The organism is Ferrovibrio sp. GW821-FHT12F09, assembly GCF_058806775.1.
This window is the reverse complement of sequence record NZ_JBXAPZ010000001.1, coordinates 1,577,938-1,594,603: the sequence shown is the minus strand read 5'-3', so window position 1 is coordinate 1,594,603 and position 16,666 is coordinate 1,577,938. Positions and strand designations below refer to the sequence as shown.

Annotated in this window: 16 protein-coding genes; 8 read left to right on the top strand and 8 right to left on the bottom strand. The window is 66.2% G+C overall.

The window, feature by feature from the left end:
• Nucleotides 1-261 precede the first annotated feature (261 nt).
• The 3 genes from dnaK to dapB all read left to right on the top strand — a co-directional run bounded on the left by dnaK (nucleotide 262) and on the right by dapB (nucleotide 4,336).
• The gene (dnaK, locus tag AC1ROB_RS07910) at nucleotides 262-2,199 is read left to right on the top strand and encodes a molecular chaperone DnaK (RefSeq protein ID WP_492971741.1); all 1,938 of its coding nucleotides are present in this window, start codon (nucleotides 262-264) and stop codon (nucleotides 2,197-2,199) included.
• Between the two features lie 105 nt (nucleotides 2,200-2,304).
• Nucleotides 2,305-3,453 carry a molecular chaperone DnaJ gene (gene dnaJ, locus AC1ROB_RS07905; RefSeq protein ID WP_492971742.1) on the top strand — a complete coding sequence of 383 codons (1,149 nt, stop codon included), beginning with the start codon at nucleotides 2,305-2,307 and terminating at the stop codon, nucleotides 3,451-3,453.
• A 76-nt stretch (nucleotides 3,454-3,529) separates the two neighbouring features.
• Entirely contained in the window at nucleotides 3,530-4,336 is an 807-nt protein-coding gene (dapB, locus tag AC1ROB_RS07900) for a 4-hydroxy-tetrahydrodipicolinate reductase (RefSeq protein ID WP_492971743.1), read from the top strand.
• Nucleotides 4,337-4,355: 19 nt separating this feature from the next.
• Here the strand turns inward: dapB and AC1ROB_RS07895 are convergent, their stop codons facing one another.
• Entirely contained in the window at nucleotides 4,356-4,868 is a 513-nt protein-coding gene (locus AC1ROB_RS07895) for a DUF2244 domain-containing protein (protein WP_492971744.1), read from the bottom strand.
• Nucleotides 4,869-4,988: 120 nt separating this feature from the next.
• On the opposite strand from AC1ROB_RS07895, the gene AC1ROB_RS07890 reads away from it, so the two are divergent.
• From AC1ROB_RS07890 to AC1ROB_RS07880, 3 genes are all read left to right on the top strand, one after another.
• Nucleotides 4,989-6,215: a threonine ammonia-lyase gene (locus AC1ROB_RS07890; RefSeq protein WP_492971745.1), complete on the top strand. Its 1,227-nt coding sequence runs from the start codon at nucleotides 4,989-4,991 to the stop codon at nucleotides 6,213-6,215.
• Nucleotides 6,216-6,290: 75 nt separating this feature from the next.
• Nucleotides 6,291-7,052 carry a glucose 1-dehydrogenase gene (locus AC1ROB_RS07885; RefSeq protein WP_492971746.1) on the top strand — a complete coding sequence of 254 codons (762 nt, stop codon included), beginning with the start codon at nucleotides 6,291-6,293 and terminating at the stop codon, nucleotides 7,050-7,052.
• 95 nt (nucleotides 7,053-7,147) lie between these two features.
• The gene (locus AC1ROB_RS07880; RefSeq protein ID WP_492971747.1) at nucleotides 7,148-7,918 is read left to right on the top strand and encodes a glutamine amidotransferase-related protein; all 771 of its coding nucleotides are present in this window, start codon (nucleotides 7,148-7,150) and stop codon (nucleotides 7,916-7,918) included.
• Here the strand turns inward: AC1ROB_RS07880 and AC1ROB_RS07875 are convergent.
• Complete coding sequence (locus AC1ROB_RS07875) at nucleotides 7,859-9,721, bottom strand: RsmB/NOP family class I SAM-dependent RNA methyltransferase (protein ID WP_492971748.1); 1,863 nt, start codon at nucleotides 9,719-9,721, stop codon at nucleotides 7,859-7,861. The two genes, AC1ROB_RS07880 and AC1ROB_RS07875, sit on opposite strands and share 60 nt — an antisense overlap.
• 132 nt (nucleotides 9,722-9,853) lie before the next feature.
• On the opposite strand from AC1ROB_RS07875, the gene AC1ROB_RS07870 reads away from it, so the two are divergent.
• A complete protein-coding gene (locus AC1ROB_RS07870; protein ID WP_492971749.1) occupies nucleotides 9,854-10,633 on the top strand; it encodes a creatininase family protein in 780 nt (259 codons plus the stop codon).
• 10 nt (nucleotides 10,634-10,643) lie between these two features.
• On the opposite strand, the gene AC1ROB_RS07865 is transcribed toward AC1ROB_RS07870, so the two are convergent.
• The 3 genes from AC1ROB_RS07865 to ybaK form a co-directional block, all read right to left on the bottom strand.
• Nucleotides 10,644-10,988: a hypothetical protein gene (locus AC1ROB_RS07865; RefSeq protein WP_492971750.1), complete on the bottom strand. Its 345-nt coding sequence runs from the start codon at nucleotides 10,986-10,988 to the stop codon at nucleotides 10,644-10,646.
• A gap of 109 nt (nucleotides 10,989-11,097) precedes the next feature.
• Complete coding sequence (gene hutI / locus AC1ROB_RS07860) at nucleotides 11,098-12,345, bottom strand: imidazolonepropionase (protein ID WP_492971751.1); 1,248 nt, start codon at nucleotides 12,343-12,345, stop codon at nucleotides 11,098-11,100.
• Between the two features lie 31 nt (nucleotides 12,346-12,376).
• The gene (gene ybaK / locus AC1ROB_RS07855; protein WP_492971752.1) at nucleotides 12,377-12,856 is read right to left on the bottom strand and encodes a Cys-tRNA(Pro) deacylase; all 480 of its coding nucleotides are present in this window, start codon (nucleotides 12,854-12,856) and stop codon (nucleotides 12,377-12,379) included.
• A gap of 71 nt (nucleotides 12,857-12,927) precedes the next feature.
• On the opposite strand from ybaK, the gene AC1ROB_RS07850 reads away from it, so the two are divergent.
• Nucleotides 12,928-14,307, top strand: a complete 1,380-nt coding sequence (locus AC1ROB_RS07850; protein WP_492971753.1) for a formimidoylglutamate deiminase — start codon at nucleotides 12,928-12,930, stop codon at nucleotides 14,305-14,307.
• Here AC1ROB_RS07850 and argE read toward each other — a convergent pair.
• From argE to apaG, 3 genes are all read right to left on the bottom strand, one after another.
• Nucleotides 14,284-15,489 (bottom strand): acetylornithine deacetylase, encoded by a 1,206-nt coding sequence (gene argE / locus AC1ROB_RS07845; RefSeq protein WP_492971754.1) that lies wholly within the window; start codon nucleotides 15,487-15,489, stop codon nucleotides 14,284-14,286. The genes AC1ROB_RS07850 and argE overlap by 24 nt on opposite strands.
• 31 nt (nucleotides 15,490-15,520) lie before the next feature.
• Nucleotides 15,521-16,156, bottom strand: a complete 636-nt coding sequence (gene folE, locus AC1ROB_RS07840; RefSeq protein ID WP_492971755.1) for a GTP cyclohydrolase I FolE — start codon at nucleotides 16,154-16,156, stop codon at nucleotides 15,521-15,523.
• 77 nt (nucleotides 16,157-16,233) lie between these two features.
• The gene (gene apaG / locus AC1ROB_RS07835; RefSeq protein WP_492971756.1) at nucleotides 16,234-16,626 is read right to left on the bottom strand and encodes a Co2+/Mg2+ efflux protein ApaG; all 393 of its coding nucleotides are present in this window, start codon (nucleotides 16,624-16,626) and stop codon (nucleotides 16,234-16,236) included.
• Nucleotides 16,627-16,666 lie beyond the last annotated feature (40 nt).

Genomic DNA, 16,666 nt, shown 5'->3' with positions numbered 1-16,666 from the left:
AGTGGTCGGGGGGACGGGCGGAATCGGCGCGGCGGTACTCTTGGACATCGGTTCCAGGGGGTCTTTCAGGGTTTCCTCGGTCAGGGCCGGCGGCCGGAAAACCCCGGCTGCGCCCTGTTTTTCTGGACATTTTTTCGGTCCACCCGTTGCGGGACGGGGGGGCTCCTCTTACATACCCCGCGAACGCTTGAACCAAAAGGGGTCCGCCCCGGCGCTTCCTGCCGAAGGCCGTCTCGGATCGCCGCATAAAGGAGTGAGACTATGGCCAAAGTCATTGGCATCGACCTGGGTACCACCAATTCCTGCATCGCCATCATGGATGGCAAAAATCCGAAAGTGATCGAGAACGCCGAAGGCGCGCGCACCACGCCGTCGATGGTTGCCTTCTCCAAGGACGGCGAGCGCCTCGTCGGCCAGCCGGCCAAGCGCCAGGCGGTCACCAATCCGGAAAACACGCTCTTCGCCGTGAAGCGCCTGATCGGCCGCGCCTACAGCGATGACGCGACCCGCCGCTTCACCGAAATGGTCCCCTACAAGGTGGCCAAGGGCGACAACGGCGACGCCTGGGTGGAAGTCCAGGACAAGAAATACAGCCCGAGCCAGGTCTCGGCCTTCATCCTGCAGAAGATGAAGGAAACCGCCGAGAGCTTCCTCGGCGAGACCGTCACCCAGGCCGTCATCACCGTGCCGGCCTACTTCAACGACGCCCAGCGCCAGGCGACGAAAGACGCCGGGCGAATCGCCGGCCTTGAAGTGCTGCGCATCATCAACGAGCCGACGGCTGCGGCGCTGGCCTATGGCCTCGACAAGACCAGCGACGGTAAGAAGATCGCCGTCTACGATCTTGGCGGCGGCACCTTCGACGTCTCGATCCTGGAGATCGGCGACGGCGTCTTCGAAGTGCGCTCGACCAACGGCGACACCTTCCTCGGCGGCGAAGACTTCGATCTGCGCATCGTCGACTATCTGGCGACCGAGTTCAAAAAAGAGCAGGGCATCGACCTGCGCAACGACCGTCTGGCGCTGCAGCGCCTGAAGGAAGCCGGCGAAAAGGCCAAGATCGAGCTGTCGTCGGCGACGCAGACCGAAATCAACCTGCCCTTCATCACCGCCGATGCCTCGGGTCCGAAGCATCTGGTGATGAAGCTGACCCGCGCCAAGCTGGAAGCCCTGGTCGATGACCTGATCCAGCGCACCGTCGAGCCCTGCAAGAAGGCTCTGAAAGACGCCGACCTGTCGGCCGGCGATATAGACGAAGTGGTGCTGGTCGGCGGCATGAGCCGCATGCCCAAGGTCATTGAGGTGGTGAAGCAGCTGTTTGGCCGCGAGCCGCACAAGGGCGTCAACCCGGATGAAGTCGTCGCCATCGGCGCCGCCATCCAGGCCGGCGTGCTGCAGGGCGACGTCAAGGACGTGCTGCTGCTCGACGTCACGCCTCTCTCGCTCGGCATCGAGACGCTGGGCGGCGTGTTCACCAAGCTGATCGAGCGCAACACCACCATCCCGACCAAGAAGAGCCAGGTCTTCTCCACCGCCGAGGACAACCAGGGCGCGGTGACGATCCGGGTCTTCCAGGGCGAGCGCGAGATGGCCGCCGACAACAAGATGCTGGGCCAGTTCGACCTGGTCGGCATCCCGTCGGCGCCGCGCGGCGTGCCGCAGATCGAGGTCACCTTCGACATCGACGCCAACGGCATCGTGCATGTCTCGGCCAAGGACAAGGGCACCGGCAAGGAACAGCAGATCCGCATCCAGGCCTCGGGCGGTCTCTCGGAAGACGACATCAAGAAGATGGTGCGTGACGCCGAGGAGAATGCCGCCGAAGACAAGAAGCGGCGCGAAGCTGTGGAAGTGAAGAACCAGGCCGAAGCCCTGATCCACACCACCGAGAAGACCATCGCCGATCTGGGCGACAAGGCTCCGGTTGCTGAAAAGACCGAAGCCGAAGCCGCCATCGTCGAGCTGAAGAAGGCGATCGAGGAAAACGACAGCGACGGCATCAAGGCCAAGGCGACAAGCCTGAGCCAGATCGCCATGAAGCTGGGCGAGGCCCTGTACAAGAGCCAGGAAACGGCCGGCGGCGATGCCGGTCAGCCTGGCAGCGAACAGCCGGCCGGCGCCTCGGCCGAACCGAAAAAGGAAGACGGCATCGTCGATGCCGACTTCGAAGAAGTGAAAGACGACAAGAAAAAGAAGTAACACCGGGCAACCGGAGAGCCGGGCGCCGCCAACCATGCGGCGCCCGGTTTCGCTTACGGGGCCATATGGCCTGTGGGGAATGGGCCTGAGCCCGGGACTGATTGAATGGCGAAGCGCGATTATTACGACGTCCTTGGCGTTGCGAAGACCGCCAATGCGGAAGACCTGAAAAAGGCTTTCCGCAAACTGGCGATGCAGCATCATCCCGACCGCAATCCGGGCGATGCCGAAGCCGAGCACAAGTTCAAGGAAGTCAGCGAAGCCTACGAAATCCTCAAAGACGACCAGAAGCGCGCGGCCTATGACCAGTATGGCCATGCCGCCTTCGAGGGCGGCCGTGGCGGCGGGCCGGGCGGCGGCGGCTTCGACTTCACCTCCTTCTCCGACATCTTCGACGACCTGTTCGGCGAGTTCATGGGCGGCGGCGGCCAGCGCGGCGGACGCGGCAATGCCAATCGCGGCTCGGATCTACGCTACAATCTCGAAATCACCCTGGAAGACTGCTATCGCGGCAAGGCGGCGCAGATTCGCGTGCCGACCTCGATCTCCTGCGAGTCCTGCGACGGCTCGGGCGCCGAGGCCGGCGCGCAGCCGATCGCCTGCCCGACCTGCAAGGGCCATGGCAAGGTGCGCGCCCAGCAGGGCTTCTTCACCATCGAACGCGCCTGCCCCACCTGCGGCGGCGCCGGCCGCGTGATCGAGAAGCCCTGCAAGGTCTGCGGCGGCGCCGGTCGCGTGCACAAGGAAAAGACCTTGAGCGTCGACATCCCGCCGGGCGTGGATGAAGGCAACCGCATCCGCCTGTCCGGCGAGGGCGAGGCCGGCATCCGCGGCGGCGCGGCCGGCGACCTCTATGTCTTCCTCAGCGTGCAGCCGCACCGGCTGTTCCGCCGCGAGGGCCAACATCTGCATTGCCGCGTGCCGGTCTCGATGACCACGGCGGCGCTGGGCGGCAGCGTGGAAGTGCCGACGCTGGACGGCGGCAAGGCCCGCATCACCATTCCCGAAGGCAGCCAGACCGGCAAGCAGTTCCGCCTGCGCGGCAAGGGCATGCCCTCACTGCAGCAGTCGGGCTTCGGCGCCGGCCATGGCGACCTCTATATCCAGGTGATGGTGGAAACGCCGGTCAAGCTGAGCAAGCAGCAGCGCGAGCTGCTGGAACAGTTCGCCAAGCTGGACGGCGAAGTCAGCAGCCCGGAAAGCACCGGCTTCTTCGACAAGGTGAAGGAGATGCTCGGCGGCAAGGCCGAGTAAGCGGGGCCGAGTAGCCCCTCGCCTTTTGCCCTGCTAGACTGCCGGCCTGTTTCGCCAGTCTGCACGGGGAAGTCTCATGTCCGCAGTTCGCATCGGCATCGTCGGCATTGCCGGCCGCATGGGCCAGGCCATGGTGCGCGAGATCGCCGCCACGCCGGGCGCCGAACTCGCCGGCGGCACCGAGCGCCCCGGTTCTGAATTCCTCGGCAAGGATCCCGGCCTGATCGCCGGCAGCGGCGCCACCGGCGTGGCCATCATCGACGATGCCGCCCAGATGTTCGGCACCGTGGATGCCGTGCTGGATTTCACCATCCCGGCGCTGCTGCCGCAGCATGCGGCTTTGGCGGCCCAGGGCAGGACCGGCTATATCGTCGGCACGACGGGACTGGAGCCCGAGCATTTCGAGGCGCTGAACAAGGCCGCGCATCACTGCGCCGTGGTGCAGAGCTACAACATGAGCCTGGGCGTCAACCTGCTGGCCGGCCTGACCCGCCAGGTGGCGGCCTCGCTCGGCGAGGACTGGGATATCGAGATCGTCGAGATGCATCACCGCATGAAGGTGGATGCGCCATCGGGCACCGCCATCATGCTGGGCGAGATGGCAGCCCTCGGCCGCGGCAAGCCGCTGGAACAGATCGCCGACCGCGGCCGCGACGGCATCACCGGCGCCCGCAAGAAGGGCGATATCGGTTTTGCGGCGCTGCGCGGCGGCAATGTCGCTGGCGAGCACAGCGTAATCTTTGCCGCCGACAACGAACGCATCGAGCTGACCCACAAGGCGACCGACCGTGGCATCTTCGCGCGTGGCGCGGTGCGCGCGGCGATGTGGACCAAGGGCAAGGCGCCGGGCTTCTACCGCATGGCCGACGTGCTGGGGCTTTAACGGCCGGACTGTTTGCGGCTCAGGCAGTTTCCAGCGGCCGTAATCCGGCATCAGGCGGCTGACGCCAGCGCCACAGCGCCTCACGCAGCGCTTCCGCCAGCACCCGGCGTTCGTGGGGGCTGAGGAAGGCACCCAACGTCAGCGCCCGGCCATGGCTCCAGACCCGTAGTTTCGCGCTGTCATCCTCGTCATCGCATTCGACCCGCAGCCAATAGGGCTGCAGGCGCCAGATCTTCTCGCGGCCATTCAGGTCGGTGCGGCGGACCACCAGCGCCTCGCGCTCCAGCCGGATATATTCCCGCGCCCGGGCCTGGCGATAGCTGTATTTGAAGGCGAGCCAGACCAGCACGATATCGGCGCCGCAGAAGGCGAAGATCGGCCAGGCACCGAGCAGCCAGAAGGCCAGGCCGGCGGCGAAATTCACCAGCGCGACAAAGGTGATGAGGATGATGAAGCCGCGCGGCCCGAGCGAGCGGTGCGGCTTCAGCATGATCTCGAAAACCGGCGGTTCGGCGGCCTGCGGCGTCTGCATGGGCCGCAGGCTAGCGCCAGCGGACCAATCCGCCAAGCGAAAGCCGAATGGATCGCCCGTGACCCCTGCCCCCACCTCGATTATACTCGTGAAATCAACACCTTCAGGACCCTGCCCGCCATGACCAGCCTTGCCCCGACCGTTACGCTTGCCGATGTGCGCGCCGCCGCCGAGCGCATCCGCGGGGCCGTGGCGGAAACGCCCTGCCAGCATTCGCGCACGCTGTCGGACCTGACCGGGGCGCAGGTCTGGCTGAAATTCGAGAACCACCAGTTCACGGCGAGCTTCAAGGAGCGCGGCGCGCTGAACAAGCTGCTGCAGCTCTCCGAGGCCGAGCGCAAGCGCGGCGTGATTGCCATGTCGGCCGGCAACCATGCCCAGGGCGTGGCCTATCATGCGGGGCGTCTGGGGATTCCCGCCACCATCGTGATGCCGAAGATCACGCCCTTTGTGAAAATCCGCCATGTGCGCGCCTTCGGCGCCCAGGTGGTGCTGGAAGGCGAGACGCTGGCGGAATCCGCCGAGAAGGCCCATGCGCTGGCGGCCGAACAGAATCTGGTCTTCGTGCATCCCTATGACGATCCCGCCATCATCGCCGGCCAGGGCACGGCGGTGCTGGAGATGCTGCAACAGGCGCCGAGCATCCAGGACCTGCTGGTGCCGGTCGGCGGCGGCGGGCTGATCGCCGGCATCGCCACCGCGGCGAAATCGCTGAAGCCCGATCTGCGCATCTTCGGTGTCGAAGGCGAGCTTTACACCGCGATGTACCAGCAGATGCACAATCTTCCCGTCAGTGTCGGCGGCATCTCGATTGCCGAGGGCATCAGCGTGCGCGATATCGGCCATGCGCCGATGGATGTGGCGCGCCGCCTGGTGGACGACGTGCTGATCGCGCGCGAGGCCGATATCGAACGCGCCATCGTGGCGCTGGTGGAGATCGAGAAGACCGTGGCCGAGGGCGCAGGTGCTGCCGGCCTCGCCGCGCTGATGACCCAGCCGGAACGGTTCCGCGACCGCCATGTGGGCGTGGTGATCACCGGCGGCAATATCGATACCCGCCTGCTGGCCAGCATCCTGATGCGCGGCCTGGTGCGCGACGGCCGGCTGGCCCGCATCATCGTCACCACCGACGACGCGCCGGGCCGGCTGGCGAAAGCCTCCGGCGTGATCGGGGCGGCGGGCGTGAATATCGTGGAGGTGGCGCATCAGCGCCTGTTCACCCTGGCCTCGGCCAAATCGACCGAGATCGAGTTTGTGGTGGAAGCCCGCGACCGGGCGCATCTGGAAGACCTGCTGAAGGCGCTGGCCGCCGCCGACCTGCGCGCCAAGATCGCCGAGGCGGACTGACCTTTCCGTTAGGGCATATTTGCCCGCTCCCGCAAAACCCGGCTATCCTCCCGGCAAAGATAACAGGAGGAAGCCATGGCCCGCGTAGCCAACAAAGTCGCGCTGATCACCGGCGGTGCGTCCGGTCTGGGGAAAGCCACGGCCGAGCTGCTGGCGGCCGAAGGCGCGAAAGTCGCCATCGCCGACCGCAACCTGGATGGCGCCCGCGAAGTCGCCGACAAGATCGGCAAGAACGCCATCGCCATCAGCCTGGATGTCACCAGCGAGCAGCAGTGGATCGCGGCGCTGGATGTGGTGGACGCCGCGTTCGGCAAGCTGAACGTGATGGTGCATTCCGCCGGCGTCGGCGTGATGAAAAGCGTGGAAGACATCAGCGTCGAGGAATGGCATTTCGTGCATAACGTGAACCTGCACGGCCCCTTCCTCGGCATCAAGCACGGCCTGCCGCGCATGAAGGCCCATGCGCCGGGCTCGATCATCATCATCTCGTCGGTCTCGGGAATCATCGCCGGCCATAACATGTCGGCCTACAACACCTCGAAGGCCGCGGCCCGCATGCTGGCCAAGACCACGGCGCTGCATTGCGCCAAGCGCAAATACGACATCCGCTGCAACTCGGTGCATCCCACCTTCATCGACACGCCGATGGTGCAGAGCATGATCTATGCCGGCGGCGACCCTGAGGAGCGCCGGCGCAAGCTGGAGGCGCAGGTGCCGCTCGGCCGTCTGGGCGAGCCGATCGACGTCGCCAACTGCATCCTCTATCTGGCCTCGGATGAATCGAAATTCGTCACCGGTACGGAATTCGTGCTGGATGGCGGCATTACCGCGCAGTAACTGCCTGGCGAGCCAACCGGGGTGACGGCGCCCTGTGGCCGCCGTCACGCAGAAGCATCTGGTCAGCGCTGGCGACGCGCGGCATAGTAAGACGCATGGATTCTGCCGCCCATCCTGAATCGCCCGCCATCCTAGTGATCGTTCACCAGGAAAGCTCCGATCCGGGCCGCATCGGCGAGATGCTGCGCAGCCGCGGCTACCACCTCGACATCCGCCGGCCCTGCCTGGGTCAGGAGCTGCCCGGCAGCATGGACAACCATGCCGGCTGCGTGGTGTTCGGCGGGCCGATGTCGGCCAATGACGATCATCTGGATTTCATCCGCCGCGAGCTGGAGTTCATCCCCAAGGCGGTGGCGAGCGGCAAGCCCTATCTGGGCGTCTGCCTCGGCGCCCAGCTGCTGGCGCGCGCCGGCGGCGCCAAAGTGGCGCCGCATCCCGATGGCTGGCACGAGATCGGCTATTACCCGGTGAAGGCGACACCGAAAGGCCGCGCGCTGTTTCCCGAACAGCTGCATATCTTCCAGTGGCATGGCGAGGGTTTCGAGCTGCCGCGCGGCGCCGTGCGGCTGGCCGCCACCGGCTGGTTCCCCAACCAGGCCATGCGCATCGGCAACACCGCCTTCGGCCTGCAGTTCCACCCGGAAGTGACGCCGGTCGTGATGGAACGCTGGGCCAAGATGGCCGGCCATCGCCTGGTGCTGCCGGGCGCGCAGGCGCGCGACCTGCTGCGCGCCAACTGCGCCAAATACGATGCCGGCATCGCCGCCTGGCTGGACGGCTTCCTCACCCGCTGGCTGGATACCCGCTCAGGCGTCACGCACAAGAACCGCGGCAAAGAAGCCGTCGGTGCCATGGCGGCCGGGTGACAGACTGAGATAGGGTCCCGGCACCGGACAGGCACCGCCAATGGCCTCGGCCCAGGCCTGGGTCACCGACACGATCCTGAACTCCGGATGGCGCTTCATGAAGGCGTCGACCTGGTCCTCGTTCTCCGGCTTCAGCACCGAACAGGTGACATAGACCAGGCGGCCGCCGGGCTGCACCAGTTTAGCGGCGCGATCCAGAATCTCGGCCTGACGCGGCACCAGCTCGTCGAGGTCGCGCTGCTCCAGCCGCCATTTGGCATCCGGTTTGCGCCGCCAGGTGCCACTGCCGGTGCAGGGTGCATCGACCAGCACGCGGTCGGCCTTGCCGGCCTGACGCTTGAGCCATTTGGTTTCCAGCTCGCGCGTCTCGGCATTGTGCACGCCGGCGCGACGCAGCCGCAGCTTGGCCTGAGTGAGGCGGCCGACATTCACATCCATCGCCACCAGGCGGCCGTTGTTCTTCATCGCCGCCGCCAGCACCAGCGTCTTGCCGCCGGCGCCGGCGCAGAAATCGACGACGAATTTCGCGTCTTTCGCATCGACCAGCTGGGCGGCGAGCTGCGAGCCCTCGTCCTGCGGCTCGACCAGGCCGTCGGCATAGCTTTGGGTGTTGTTGGCATAGGCGCGCGGCGACAGCCGCAGCCCCATCGGTGAGAAAGGCGTCGGCTGACTCTGCAGCCCTTCCGACTGCAGACGGGCGCTGGCCGCCGGCCGCGTGGTCTTCAGGATATTGACGCGCAGATCCAGCGGCGCCGGGCGCAGCATCGCCGCCAGTTCCAGTTCCAGATCGGCGCCGAAACGCTGCTTGAGCAGCGGCATGATCCATTCGGGTACGCTGGCGCGCGCCGACTGCGGCATGTCGGGATGTTCCAGCGTATGGCCTTCCAGCCGGCGCAGCAGCGCCTCGATGGCGTCATCGGGCGGGAACAGCGGCAGCAGGCCATCGGTCTTGGCGCCCATCTGCAGGATGCGATAGGCGGCCAACCGCAGATGATTGTCGGGCGGCAGCGCGGTTTTCCCCTGCGTGATCCACCAGTCAATACGGCCGCGCAGGCGCAGCACATCCTCGCTCAGCTGGATCAGCGCATCGCGCTCGGCTTCGTCGAAGCCGCGATGATGCTCGCGCATCCATTTATGGCGCACGCGGTCGGCCGGCTCGCGGCTGGACGAGATCGCGTCCAGCAGGGCGATGGCGCCCTCGGCCACCTTGCGGCTGCCCATCGGTCGCAGGTTGCTGGTGCGGGCCGGTTTGCCGGCGCGCTCCGGACGATCCGGGCGGAAGGCCGAGCGCTCTTCCCAGCGGCCCCGCTCTCCATGGCCCCGCTCTCCATGGCCACGGTCTTCGCGGCCCCGGTCTTCGCGACGCGGACGCTCGTCGCGGGTCTCGCGTTCACCACGGCCATCATCGCGGGCGGCGCGGGCGGGCTTGCCGCCGAAACTGCGGCCGCCCGGATGACGGTCGTCGGGATGGCGCGTATCGGGCTTGGGCCGTTTCTGCGGCCGGTCGGTGCGGTGGCCGTCGGTGCGCGGCTCTTCCACGGCACGCTGCGGCGCGGGTCGCTCCGGGCGGCGGTCGGGCTTCTGGCCCGGTTTGCCGCCGGGTTTGAAGCTGGCCGCTTTGGCGCCGGGCTTGAACCCGGCCTTGGCGCCAGGTTTTGCACCGGGCTTGCCGGGACGATCCTTGGCAGGCCGGCCCTCGGCGGAACGGCTGGCGGACGGACGAGCAGAAGCCGGGCGACCGGAGGACGGGCGGCTCGAAGACGGGCGGCCGGACGGAGGGCGACCAGAGGGCGGACGGGGCACGGCGAGGCTCTGTGTTGGGAAATTATGGCCCTGTCATAGGCCCGGGGCGGCTCCGCCACAAGCATCTATGCCGGCGGGCGCCCCATGCTAAGCTGGCGGCAACCTTTCCCCTTAACCCGTGTTCATCCCATCGTGACTGCCTCCCCTCGCCCGCGCAGCGGCTACCGCCTGGCCGACCTGACTTGGACCGAAGCCGCCGACCTGCTGGGCGACAATTTTCCGGTTGTGATCCCCATTGGCGCGGCGAGCCGGGCCCATGGGCCGCATCTGCCGCTGGGCACCGACCGGCTGGTGGCGGAGGCCGTGGCCGAGCGGCTGCTGGCCAGCCTGCCGGTGCTGGTGGCGCCCAATATCGGCCAGGGCTTCCATCCGGCCTTCATGGATTACCCGGGCAGCCAGCATATCGAGGCCGACACCTTCCAGGCGCTGGTGGTCGAGATCGTGGAAGGCTATCTGCGCCATGGCGCCGAACGCATCCTGATCCTCAACAACAGCATTGCCGCCGAAGCACCGCTGAAGCTGGCCGCCCAGACCATCCTGCAGCGCCACGGTATCCGCATCGCCACCGCCGATCTGCCGCGGCTGGGCAGCCAGATCGCCTCGACCGAGGACCTGGACGAGCGCGAGACCTCGCTGATGCTGGCGATTGCGCCGGCGCTGGTGCGGCTCGACCGCCTGGGCCAGACCGCGGACGAAGACGACGAAGACGACGGCCTGGCCGAGGAACCGCAGCTGTTCAGCCTGCGGCTGCCGATGCGCTTCACGCCGGAAGAACGCCCCGGCGGCCTGCTGAACCGCACCGGCACGACCGGCGATGCGAGCACGGCCACGGCGGAAAAAGGCGAGCAGCTGCTCGCCGCCATCGTCGACGAGATCACCGTCGATATGCGCCAGCTCTGGCCGGACCTGTAATTTTAAGAATTCAGACGATGCGCAGGTTGCGCGCGTTGTTGCGCAGCTTCAGATCGTTGACCGCGACTTCCATCACATTGATGGCGCGCTTCACTTCATCGAGCTGCGCCTTCATCTCAGTGATGTCGCTCTTGATGTCGCTCAGCTCGCCATAGGTGAGCTGCGAGGCGCGTTCATTCTCAGCAAAGAATTTGTTATAGGCGGCGAACTGCTTCTCGATGCCGCCCATGCGGGTTTCCAGCGTGATGCGGATCTGGCTGATGCGCTGTTCGAAATTGCCCAGATGCAGCAGCAGCCATGCGCCCAGCCAAAGCAGGATCACACCGCCACCCATCACATACAGCCAATCGTTCATGCATCACCTTCCGGTATCCGCGCTGCACCAGTATAGCTCCGGCGCGTTATCGCAGCGTAAACAGGATATAGGGTGAAAAGGTTTCCGCGCAATCGCAGGTTTTGCGTGGTTAACGGTCGCGCCGGGCCAGCGGACGGCCGCCGAACACCACCTGGCGAATCGGATTGAGGCCGACCTGATAGGCCAGTGCCGCCGGGCGTTCGATATCCCAGACCACGAAATCCGCCATTTTCCCGGTTTCGAGCGTGCCGACCCGGTCGGCCATCCCGAGCGCCCGGGCCGCCAGGCGGGTGACGCCGGCCAGCGCCTCGGCCGGGGTCAGGCGGAACAGCGTGCAGGCCATCGACAGCATCAGCAGGATGGAGGTCACCGGCGAGGTGCCGGGATTGCAGTCGGTGGAGATGGCGATGCCGACGCCATGGCGGCGCAAAAGCTCGATCGGCGGCAGCTTGGTTTCGCGCAGAATGTAATAGGCGCCGGGCAGCAGCACGGCGACCGTGCCGGCCTTTGCCATCGCCTGCACACCCGCTTCGTCCAGATGCTCCAGATGATCGGCGGACAGCGCCTGGAAGCCGGCAGCCAGCGCCGCGCCGTTCAGGTTGCTCAACTGCTCCGCATGCAGCTTCACCGGCAGGCTGGCGGCTTTCGCCGCCTCGAACACGCGCCGGGTCTGTGCCGGCGTGAAGCCGATATTTTCGCAGAAGGCATCCACCGCATCGGCAAGGCCCGCCGCCTTCGCCGCCGGAATGATCGTGTTGCAGACCAGATCGATATAGCCGTCGGCATCGTCGGCATATTCCGGCGGCAGCGCATGGGCCGCCAGCAGCGTGGTGGCGATGCGCACCGGATGCGTCTCGCCCATCCGGCGGGCGACGCGCAGGCATTTCAGTTCGTTGTCCAGATCGAGGCCGTAGCCGGACTTGATTTCCAGCGTGGTGACGCCTTCGGCCAGCAGCGCCCGCAGCCGCGGCAGGCTCTGGGCCAGCAGGGCGTCTTCGCTGGCACCGCGCGTGGCCGTGACGGTGGAGCGGATGCCGCCGCCAGCGCGCGCGATCTCTTCATAGGTGGCACCGTTCAACCGCAGTTCGAATTCATGGGCGCGGTTGCCGCCATAGACCAGATGGGTATGGCAATCGATCAGCCCCGGCGTGATCCAGCCGCCGCCGACATCATGCACGGCGGTATGGTGGCCGATGCCGGCGCCGGGCAGATCGGCGGCCGGGCCGATCCAGGCGATACGGCCGTCCTTCAGCGCGATGGCACCGTTCCGGATGGTGCCGAACCTGTCGTCGCTGCCTGTCTCGGCCATGGTGGCGATGTCGGCACCGCGCCAGACGCTGTCCCAGGTTTCGGCCATCTGTCTCTCGTCCATCCTTGTGGGTCGCAGGCTACTCGTCACTGACCAGGGCCGCCACTTTGGCATTCAGCAGGCTGGCCAGGTCCGTTGGCCTGAGCCGAACCTGCAGACCGCGCTGACCGCCATTCAGGTAGACGAGGTCATGCACCAGCGCGGCTTCCTCGATCGCGGTGGGCGCGGGTTTCTTCTGACCGAAGGGGCTGATGCCGCCGACGACATAGCCGGTCGCCCGCTCCGCATCGACAGGCTTCATCATCTGGGCCGACTTGCCGCTGAACACGGCAGCCAGCTTTTTCATCGAGACCTCGCGATCGGACGGCACCACCACGCAGACCGGCTTGCCATCGACCAGCGCCATCAGGGTTTTCAGCACCCGCTCAGGCCGCTCGCCCAGGGCTTCGGCGGCCTGGATGCCGACCTTGTCTGCGTCCGGGTCGTAGTCGTAGGTATGGACGGTGAACTGGGCGCCCTTCTGTTTCAGGAACAGGGTTGCGCGGGTGGTCTTCGACACGTCAGCCTCTTGCGTCTTTCGGAACGCGGCGGTTTCTGCCAACTTATATATACAAGTTGGGAGACCCCGTCATGCCTCGCTTCCTGCTGCGTCAGGCCCTGCTGCCCGATGGCTGGCGCACCGATGTGCTGGTCACTGTGGATGCCGCCGGCCTGATCGCCAGCGCCACCCCGGACTCGGCACCGGGCGATGCCGTCATTCTCGACGGTCCGGTACTGCCGGGCCTGGCCAACCTGCACAGCCATGCCTTCCAGCGCGCCATGGCGGGCCTTGCCGAACGGGCCGGGCCGGGTAATGACAGCTTCTGGACCTGGCGCGAGACCATGTATGGCTTCGCCGCGAAGCTGACGCCTGAGGATGTGGAAGTCATCGCCGGCCAGCTTTATGCCGAGATGCTGGAAGCCGGCTACACGGCGGTGGCGGAATTCCATTACCTGCATCATCAGCCGGACGGACAGCCCTATGCCGATCCGGCCGAACTGAGCCGTCGTGTGCTGGCTGCTGCCGATGCCAGCGGCATCGCGCTCACCCATCTGCCGGTGCTGTATCGCTATGGCGGCTTCGGTGCGAAAGACACACAGCCGCGCCAGACGCGGTTCCTGCATGACAGCGATGCCTATGCCGGGCTGCTGCAGGCACTGGCGCCGGCCTTTCGCAACCGGACCGACCGGCGGCTGGGGATTGCGCCGCATAGTCTGCGCGCCGTCTCGCCCGCGATGCTGCACGAGGCTATCGCGGCGCTGAGCCGCATCGATGCCGGCGCGCCGATCCATATCCATATCGCCGAACAGACGGCCGAAGTGGACGACTGCCTCGCCTGGTCGGGAAAACGCCCGGTGCAGTGGCTGCTGGACCAGGGCATGGTCGATGCGCGCTGGTGCCTGGTGCATGCCACCCATCTTGATGCCGATGAAACCCGGCGGCTGGCCATTTCGAAAGCCGTCGCCGGACTCTGCCCCACCACCGAAGCCAATCTGGGCGACGGGCTGTTTCCCGCCGTCGACTATCTGGCCGCCGGGGGCCGCATCGGCATCGGTTCGGACAGCCATATCAGCGTCGATGCGGCGGAAGAGCTGCGCTTGCTGGAATATGGGCAGCGGCTTATCTCACGCAACCGCAATGTGCTGACGGGCGGACCGGAGCGTTCGACCGGACGGCGGCTGTTCGATGCGGCCAGCGCCGGCGGCGCGCAAGCCATCGGCCAGCCGATGGGCGCGATCGCGCCGGGCCGCCGCGCGGATTTCCTGCTGCTCGACAGGGATGCGCCGGCCCTGATGGAAAAGCGCGGCGATGCCGTGCTGGATGCCTGGATCTTTGCCGGACAGCGGCGCGCAAGCATCAAAGACGTCTATGTCGCCGGCCACCGCGTGGTGGAGAACGGTCGCCATATCCGCGCCGCGGATTTCGCGGCCGCTTACGCAAAGACGTTACGACGCCTGATCCAGGAATGAGCGGCTGCCCGGCTCGCGGCAGAAGGCAATCAGGCGGCGCAGGAAGGCCTCGCCCTCGGCGACCTGGTTGAGTTCGATGAACTCGTCGGGCTTGTGTGCCTCGCGGATATTGCCCGGACCGCAGACCACGGCCGGCACGCCGCCGATATGGAAAATGCCAGCCTCGGTGCCATAGGACACCGCATGGGTCTGGTTCTGGCCGGCCAGCTTGAGCGCCAGGGTCTCGGCCGGATTGCCCTCGGCCGGCAGCAGCGCCGGCGCATAGGCCACCATCTCGGTGTCGATGCCGGTATTGGGCTGGATGCGCTGCATCTTCGGCACCAGCTCGTCCGCCGCATAGCGTTTCACGCGATCGAGGATGACGGTGTCATGCTCGGGCTTCACGCTGCGGATATCCCAGACCACCTTGCATTCTCGGGCCAGGATATTGCGCGCGGTGCCACCGTGGATCTCGCCCACCGTGATGGTGGTGTAGGGCGGCTCGAAGCGGTCGTTACGATGTTCGGGCTGCTGGTATTCCACCTGGATGCGGTTCATCTCGGCGATCAACTCGGCCGCCATCTGGATGGCGTTGACGCCCTGATGGGTGGCGGAGGAATGCGCCTCGAAGCCGCGCACCGTGGTGTTGCAAGCGCAGACGCTCTTATGCGCGTTGACCACCAGCATGTCGGTGGGTTCGCCGATGATGGCGAGCTTGGGCACCGGACCGCCGCGGTTGATGAATTCGACGATGCCGTGCACGCCGATGCAGCCGACTTCCTCATCGTAGGAAAAAGCGAAATGCAGCGGCACGCTGAGCGGCTTGGCCAGCATCTCGGGCAGCAGCGCCAGACAGAGCGCGATGAAGGTCTTCATATCCGAGGTGCCGCGACCGAACAGCCGGCCGTCTTTTTCGACGATCCTGAACGGATCGCTGGTCCAGGGCTGGCCGTCGACCGGCACCACGTCGGTATGGCCCGACAGCACGATGCCGCCGACATCTTTGGGACCAATCGTGGCGTAAAGGTTCGCCTTCTTGCCGGTGGCGTCGAAGATCTTGTCGCTGGCCACACCGTGCTGCGCCAGATAATCGGCGATGCAGTCGATCAGCTCCAGATTGGAGAGCCGGCTGGTGGTGTCGAAGCCGACCAGACGTGCGATCCAGTCGAGCGAGGCCTGTGAGGCGGGCGGTATCTGCGTCATGCTTCCGGTTTAGGGCCGGATGCCGGCGCGGTCAATCGTTGCCGCCACCCCGGCCGCCGCTGCCGATCATCGACAGGAATTCGTGCCGGGTGCGCGGGTCGTCGCGGAAGGCGCCCAGCATATGGCTGGTGACCATGGTAACGCCGTGTTTATGCACGCCGCGGGTGGTCATGCATTCATGGGCGGCCTCGATCACCACGGCCACGCCGCGCGGCTGCAGCACGGTCTGGAAGGTGTTGGCGATCTGGGCGGTCAGCTTCTCCTGGATCTGCAGGCGCTTGGCATAGACCTCGACCACGCGGGCGATCTTGGAGATGCCAACCACGCGCTTCTCGGGCAGATAGGCGACGTGGGCCTTGCCGATGATCGGGACCATATGATGCTCGCAATGGCTTTCCAGCCGAATGTCGCGCAGCACCACCATCTCGTCGTAGCCGTCGATTTCCTCGAAGGTGCGTTCCAGCAGCTTCACCGGATCTTCGCGATAGCCGCCGAAGAATTCCTCGTAGGAGCGCACCACGCGATCCGGCGTGCCGAGCAGGCCCTCGCGCTTCGGATCGTCGCCGGCCCAGCGGATCAACGTGCGCACCGCCTCTTCGGCCTGGGCGCGGGTCGGGCGATTGTCATCGTTGGCGCCGGCGGGCGGCTGTTTCGACAGACTGCTCACGATAAAACTCCTTGATGGGGACCGACCTGATACGCGGCCGACCCTGAACTGGATCAATACGGATGAAGGCCTGCGCGTCAGTTGACGCGCCGCGCCTCATGGGGGCTGTCGAGGGAGAAGGCCGGAATGGCGACATCGAACTGCTCGCCATTGTTGCTGACCATCTGGTAGGTGCCGACCATGAAACCGGACGGCGTCGGCAGCGGCGTGCCGCTGGTATATTCGAAACTGTCGCCCGGCCCGAGCACCGGCTGCTCGCCGACCACGCCGGGCCCGCGCACCTCCTGCACGCGGCCGCGCGCATCGGTGATCTTCCAGTAGCGGCTGCGCAGCTGCACGGTGTCCTGGCCGCTATTCTCGATCTTCACGTTATAGGCCCAGACGTAATAGCTCTCTTCCGGCGAGGACTGCTCGTCGAGATAGATGGGCTGAACCGTGACCGAAATGTCGTGCGTTGTCTGATTGTACATGGCCTGCAATCCCGCGCCGGGGCAGGCGCCTTCCTGAAAT

Excerpts from the sequence above, each read along its gene's own strand:
- AC1ROB_RS07880 (WP_492971747.1), top strand. The coding sequence starts at position 7,148 with ATGGATTCTGCCGCCCATCCTGAATCGCCCGCCATCCTAGTGATCGTT.
- AC1ROB_RS07890 (WP_492971745.1), top strand. The coding sequence starts at position 4,989 with ATGACCAGCCTTGCCCCGACCGTTACGCTTGCCGATGTGCGCGCCGCC.
- AC1ROB_RS07865 (WP_492971750.1), bottom strand. The coding sequence starts at position 10,988 with ATGAACGATTGGCTGTATGTGATGGGTGGCGGTGTGATCCTGCTTTGG.
- apaG (WP_492971756.1), bottom strand. The coding sequence starts at position 16,626 with ATGTACAATCAGACAACGCACGACATTTCGGTCACGGTTCAGCCCATC.
- argE (WP_492971754.1), bottom strand. The coding sequence starts at position 15,489 with ATGACGCAGATACCGCCCGCCTCACAGGCCTCGCTCGACTGGATCGCA.
- AC1ROB_RS07885 (WP_492971746.1), top strand. The coding sequence starts at position 6,291 with ATGGCCCGCGTAGCCAACAAAGTCGCGCTGATCACCGGCGGTGCGTCC.
- dapB (WP_492971743.1), top strand. The coding sequence starts at position 3,530 with ATGTCCGCAGTTCGCATCGGCATCGTCGGCATTGCCGGCCGCATGGGC.
- AC1ROB_RS07895 (WP_492971744.1), bottom strand. The coding sequence starts at position 4,868 with ATGCAGACGCCGCAGGCCGCCGAACCGCCGGTTTTCGAGATCATGCTG.
- AC1ROB_RS07850 (WP_492971753.1), top strand. The coding sequence starts at position 12,928 with ATGCCTCGCTTCCTGCTGCGTCAGGCCCTGCTGCCCGATGGCTGGCGC.
- hutI (WP_492971751.1), bottom strand. The coding sequence starts at position 12,345 with ATGGCCGAAACCTGGGACAGCGTCTGGCGCGGTGCCGACATCGCCACC.
- dnaJ (WP_492971742.1), top strand. The coding sequence starts at position 2,305 with ATGGCGAAGCGCGATTATTACGACGTCCTTGGCGTTGCGAAGACCGCC.
- dnaK (WP_492971741.1), top strand. The coding sequence starts at position 262 with ATGGCCAAAGTCATTGGCATCGACCTGGGTACCACCAATTCCTGCATC.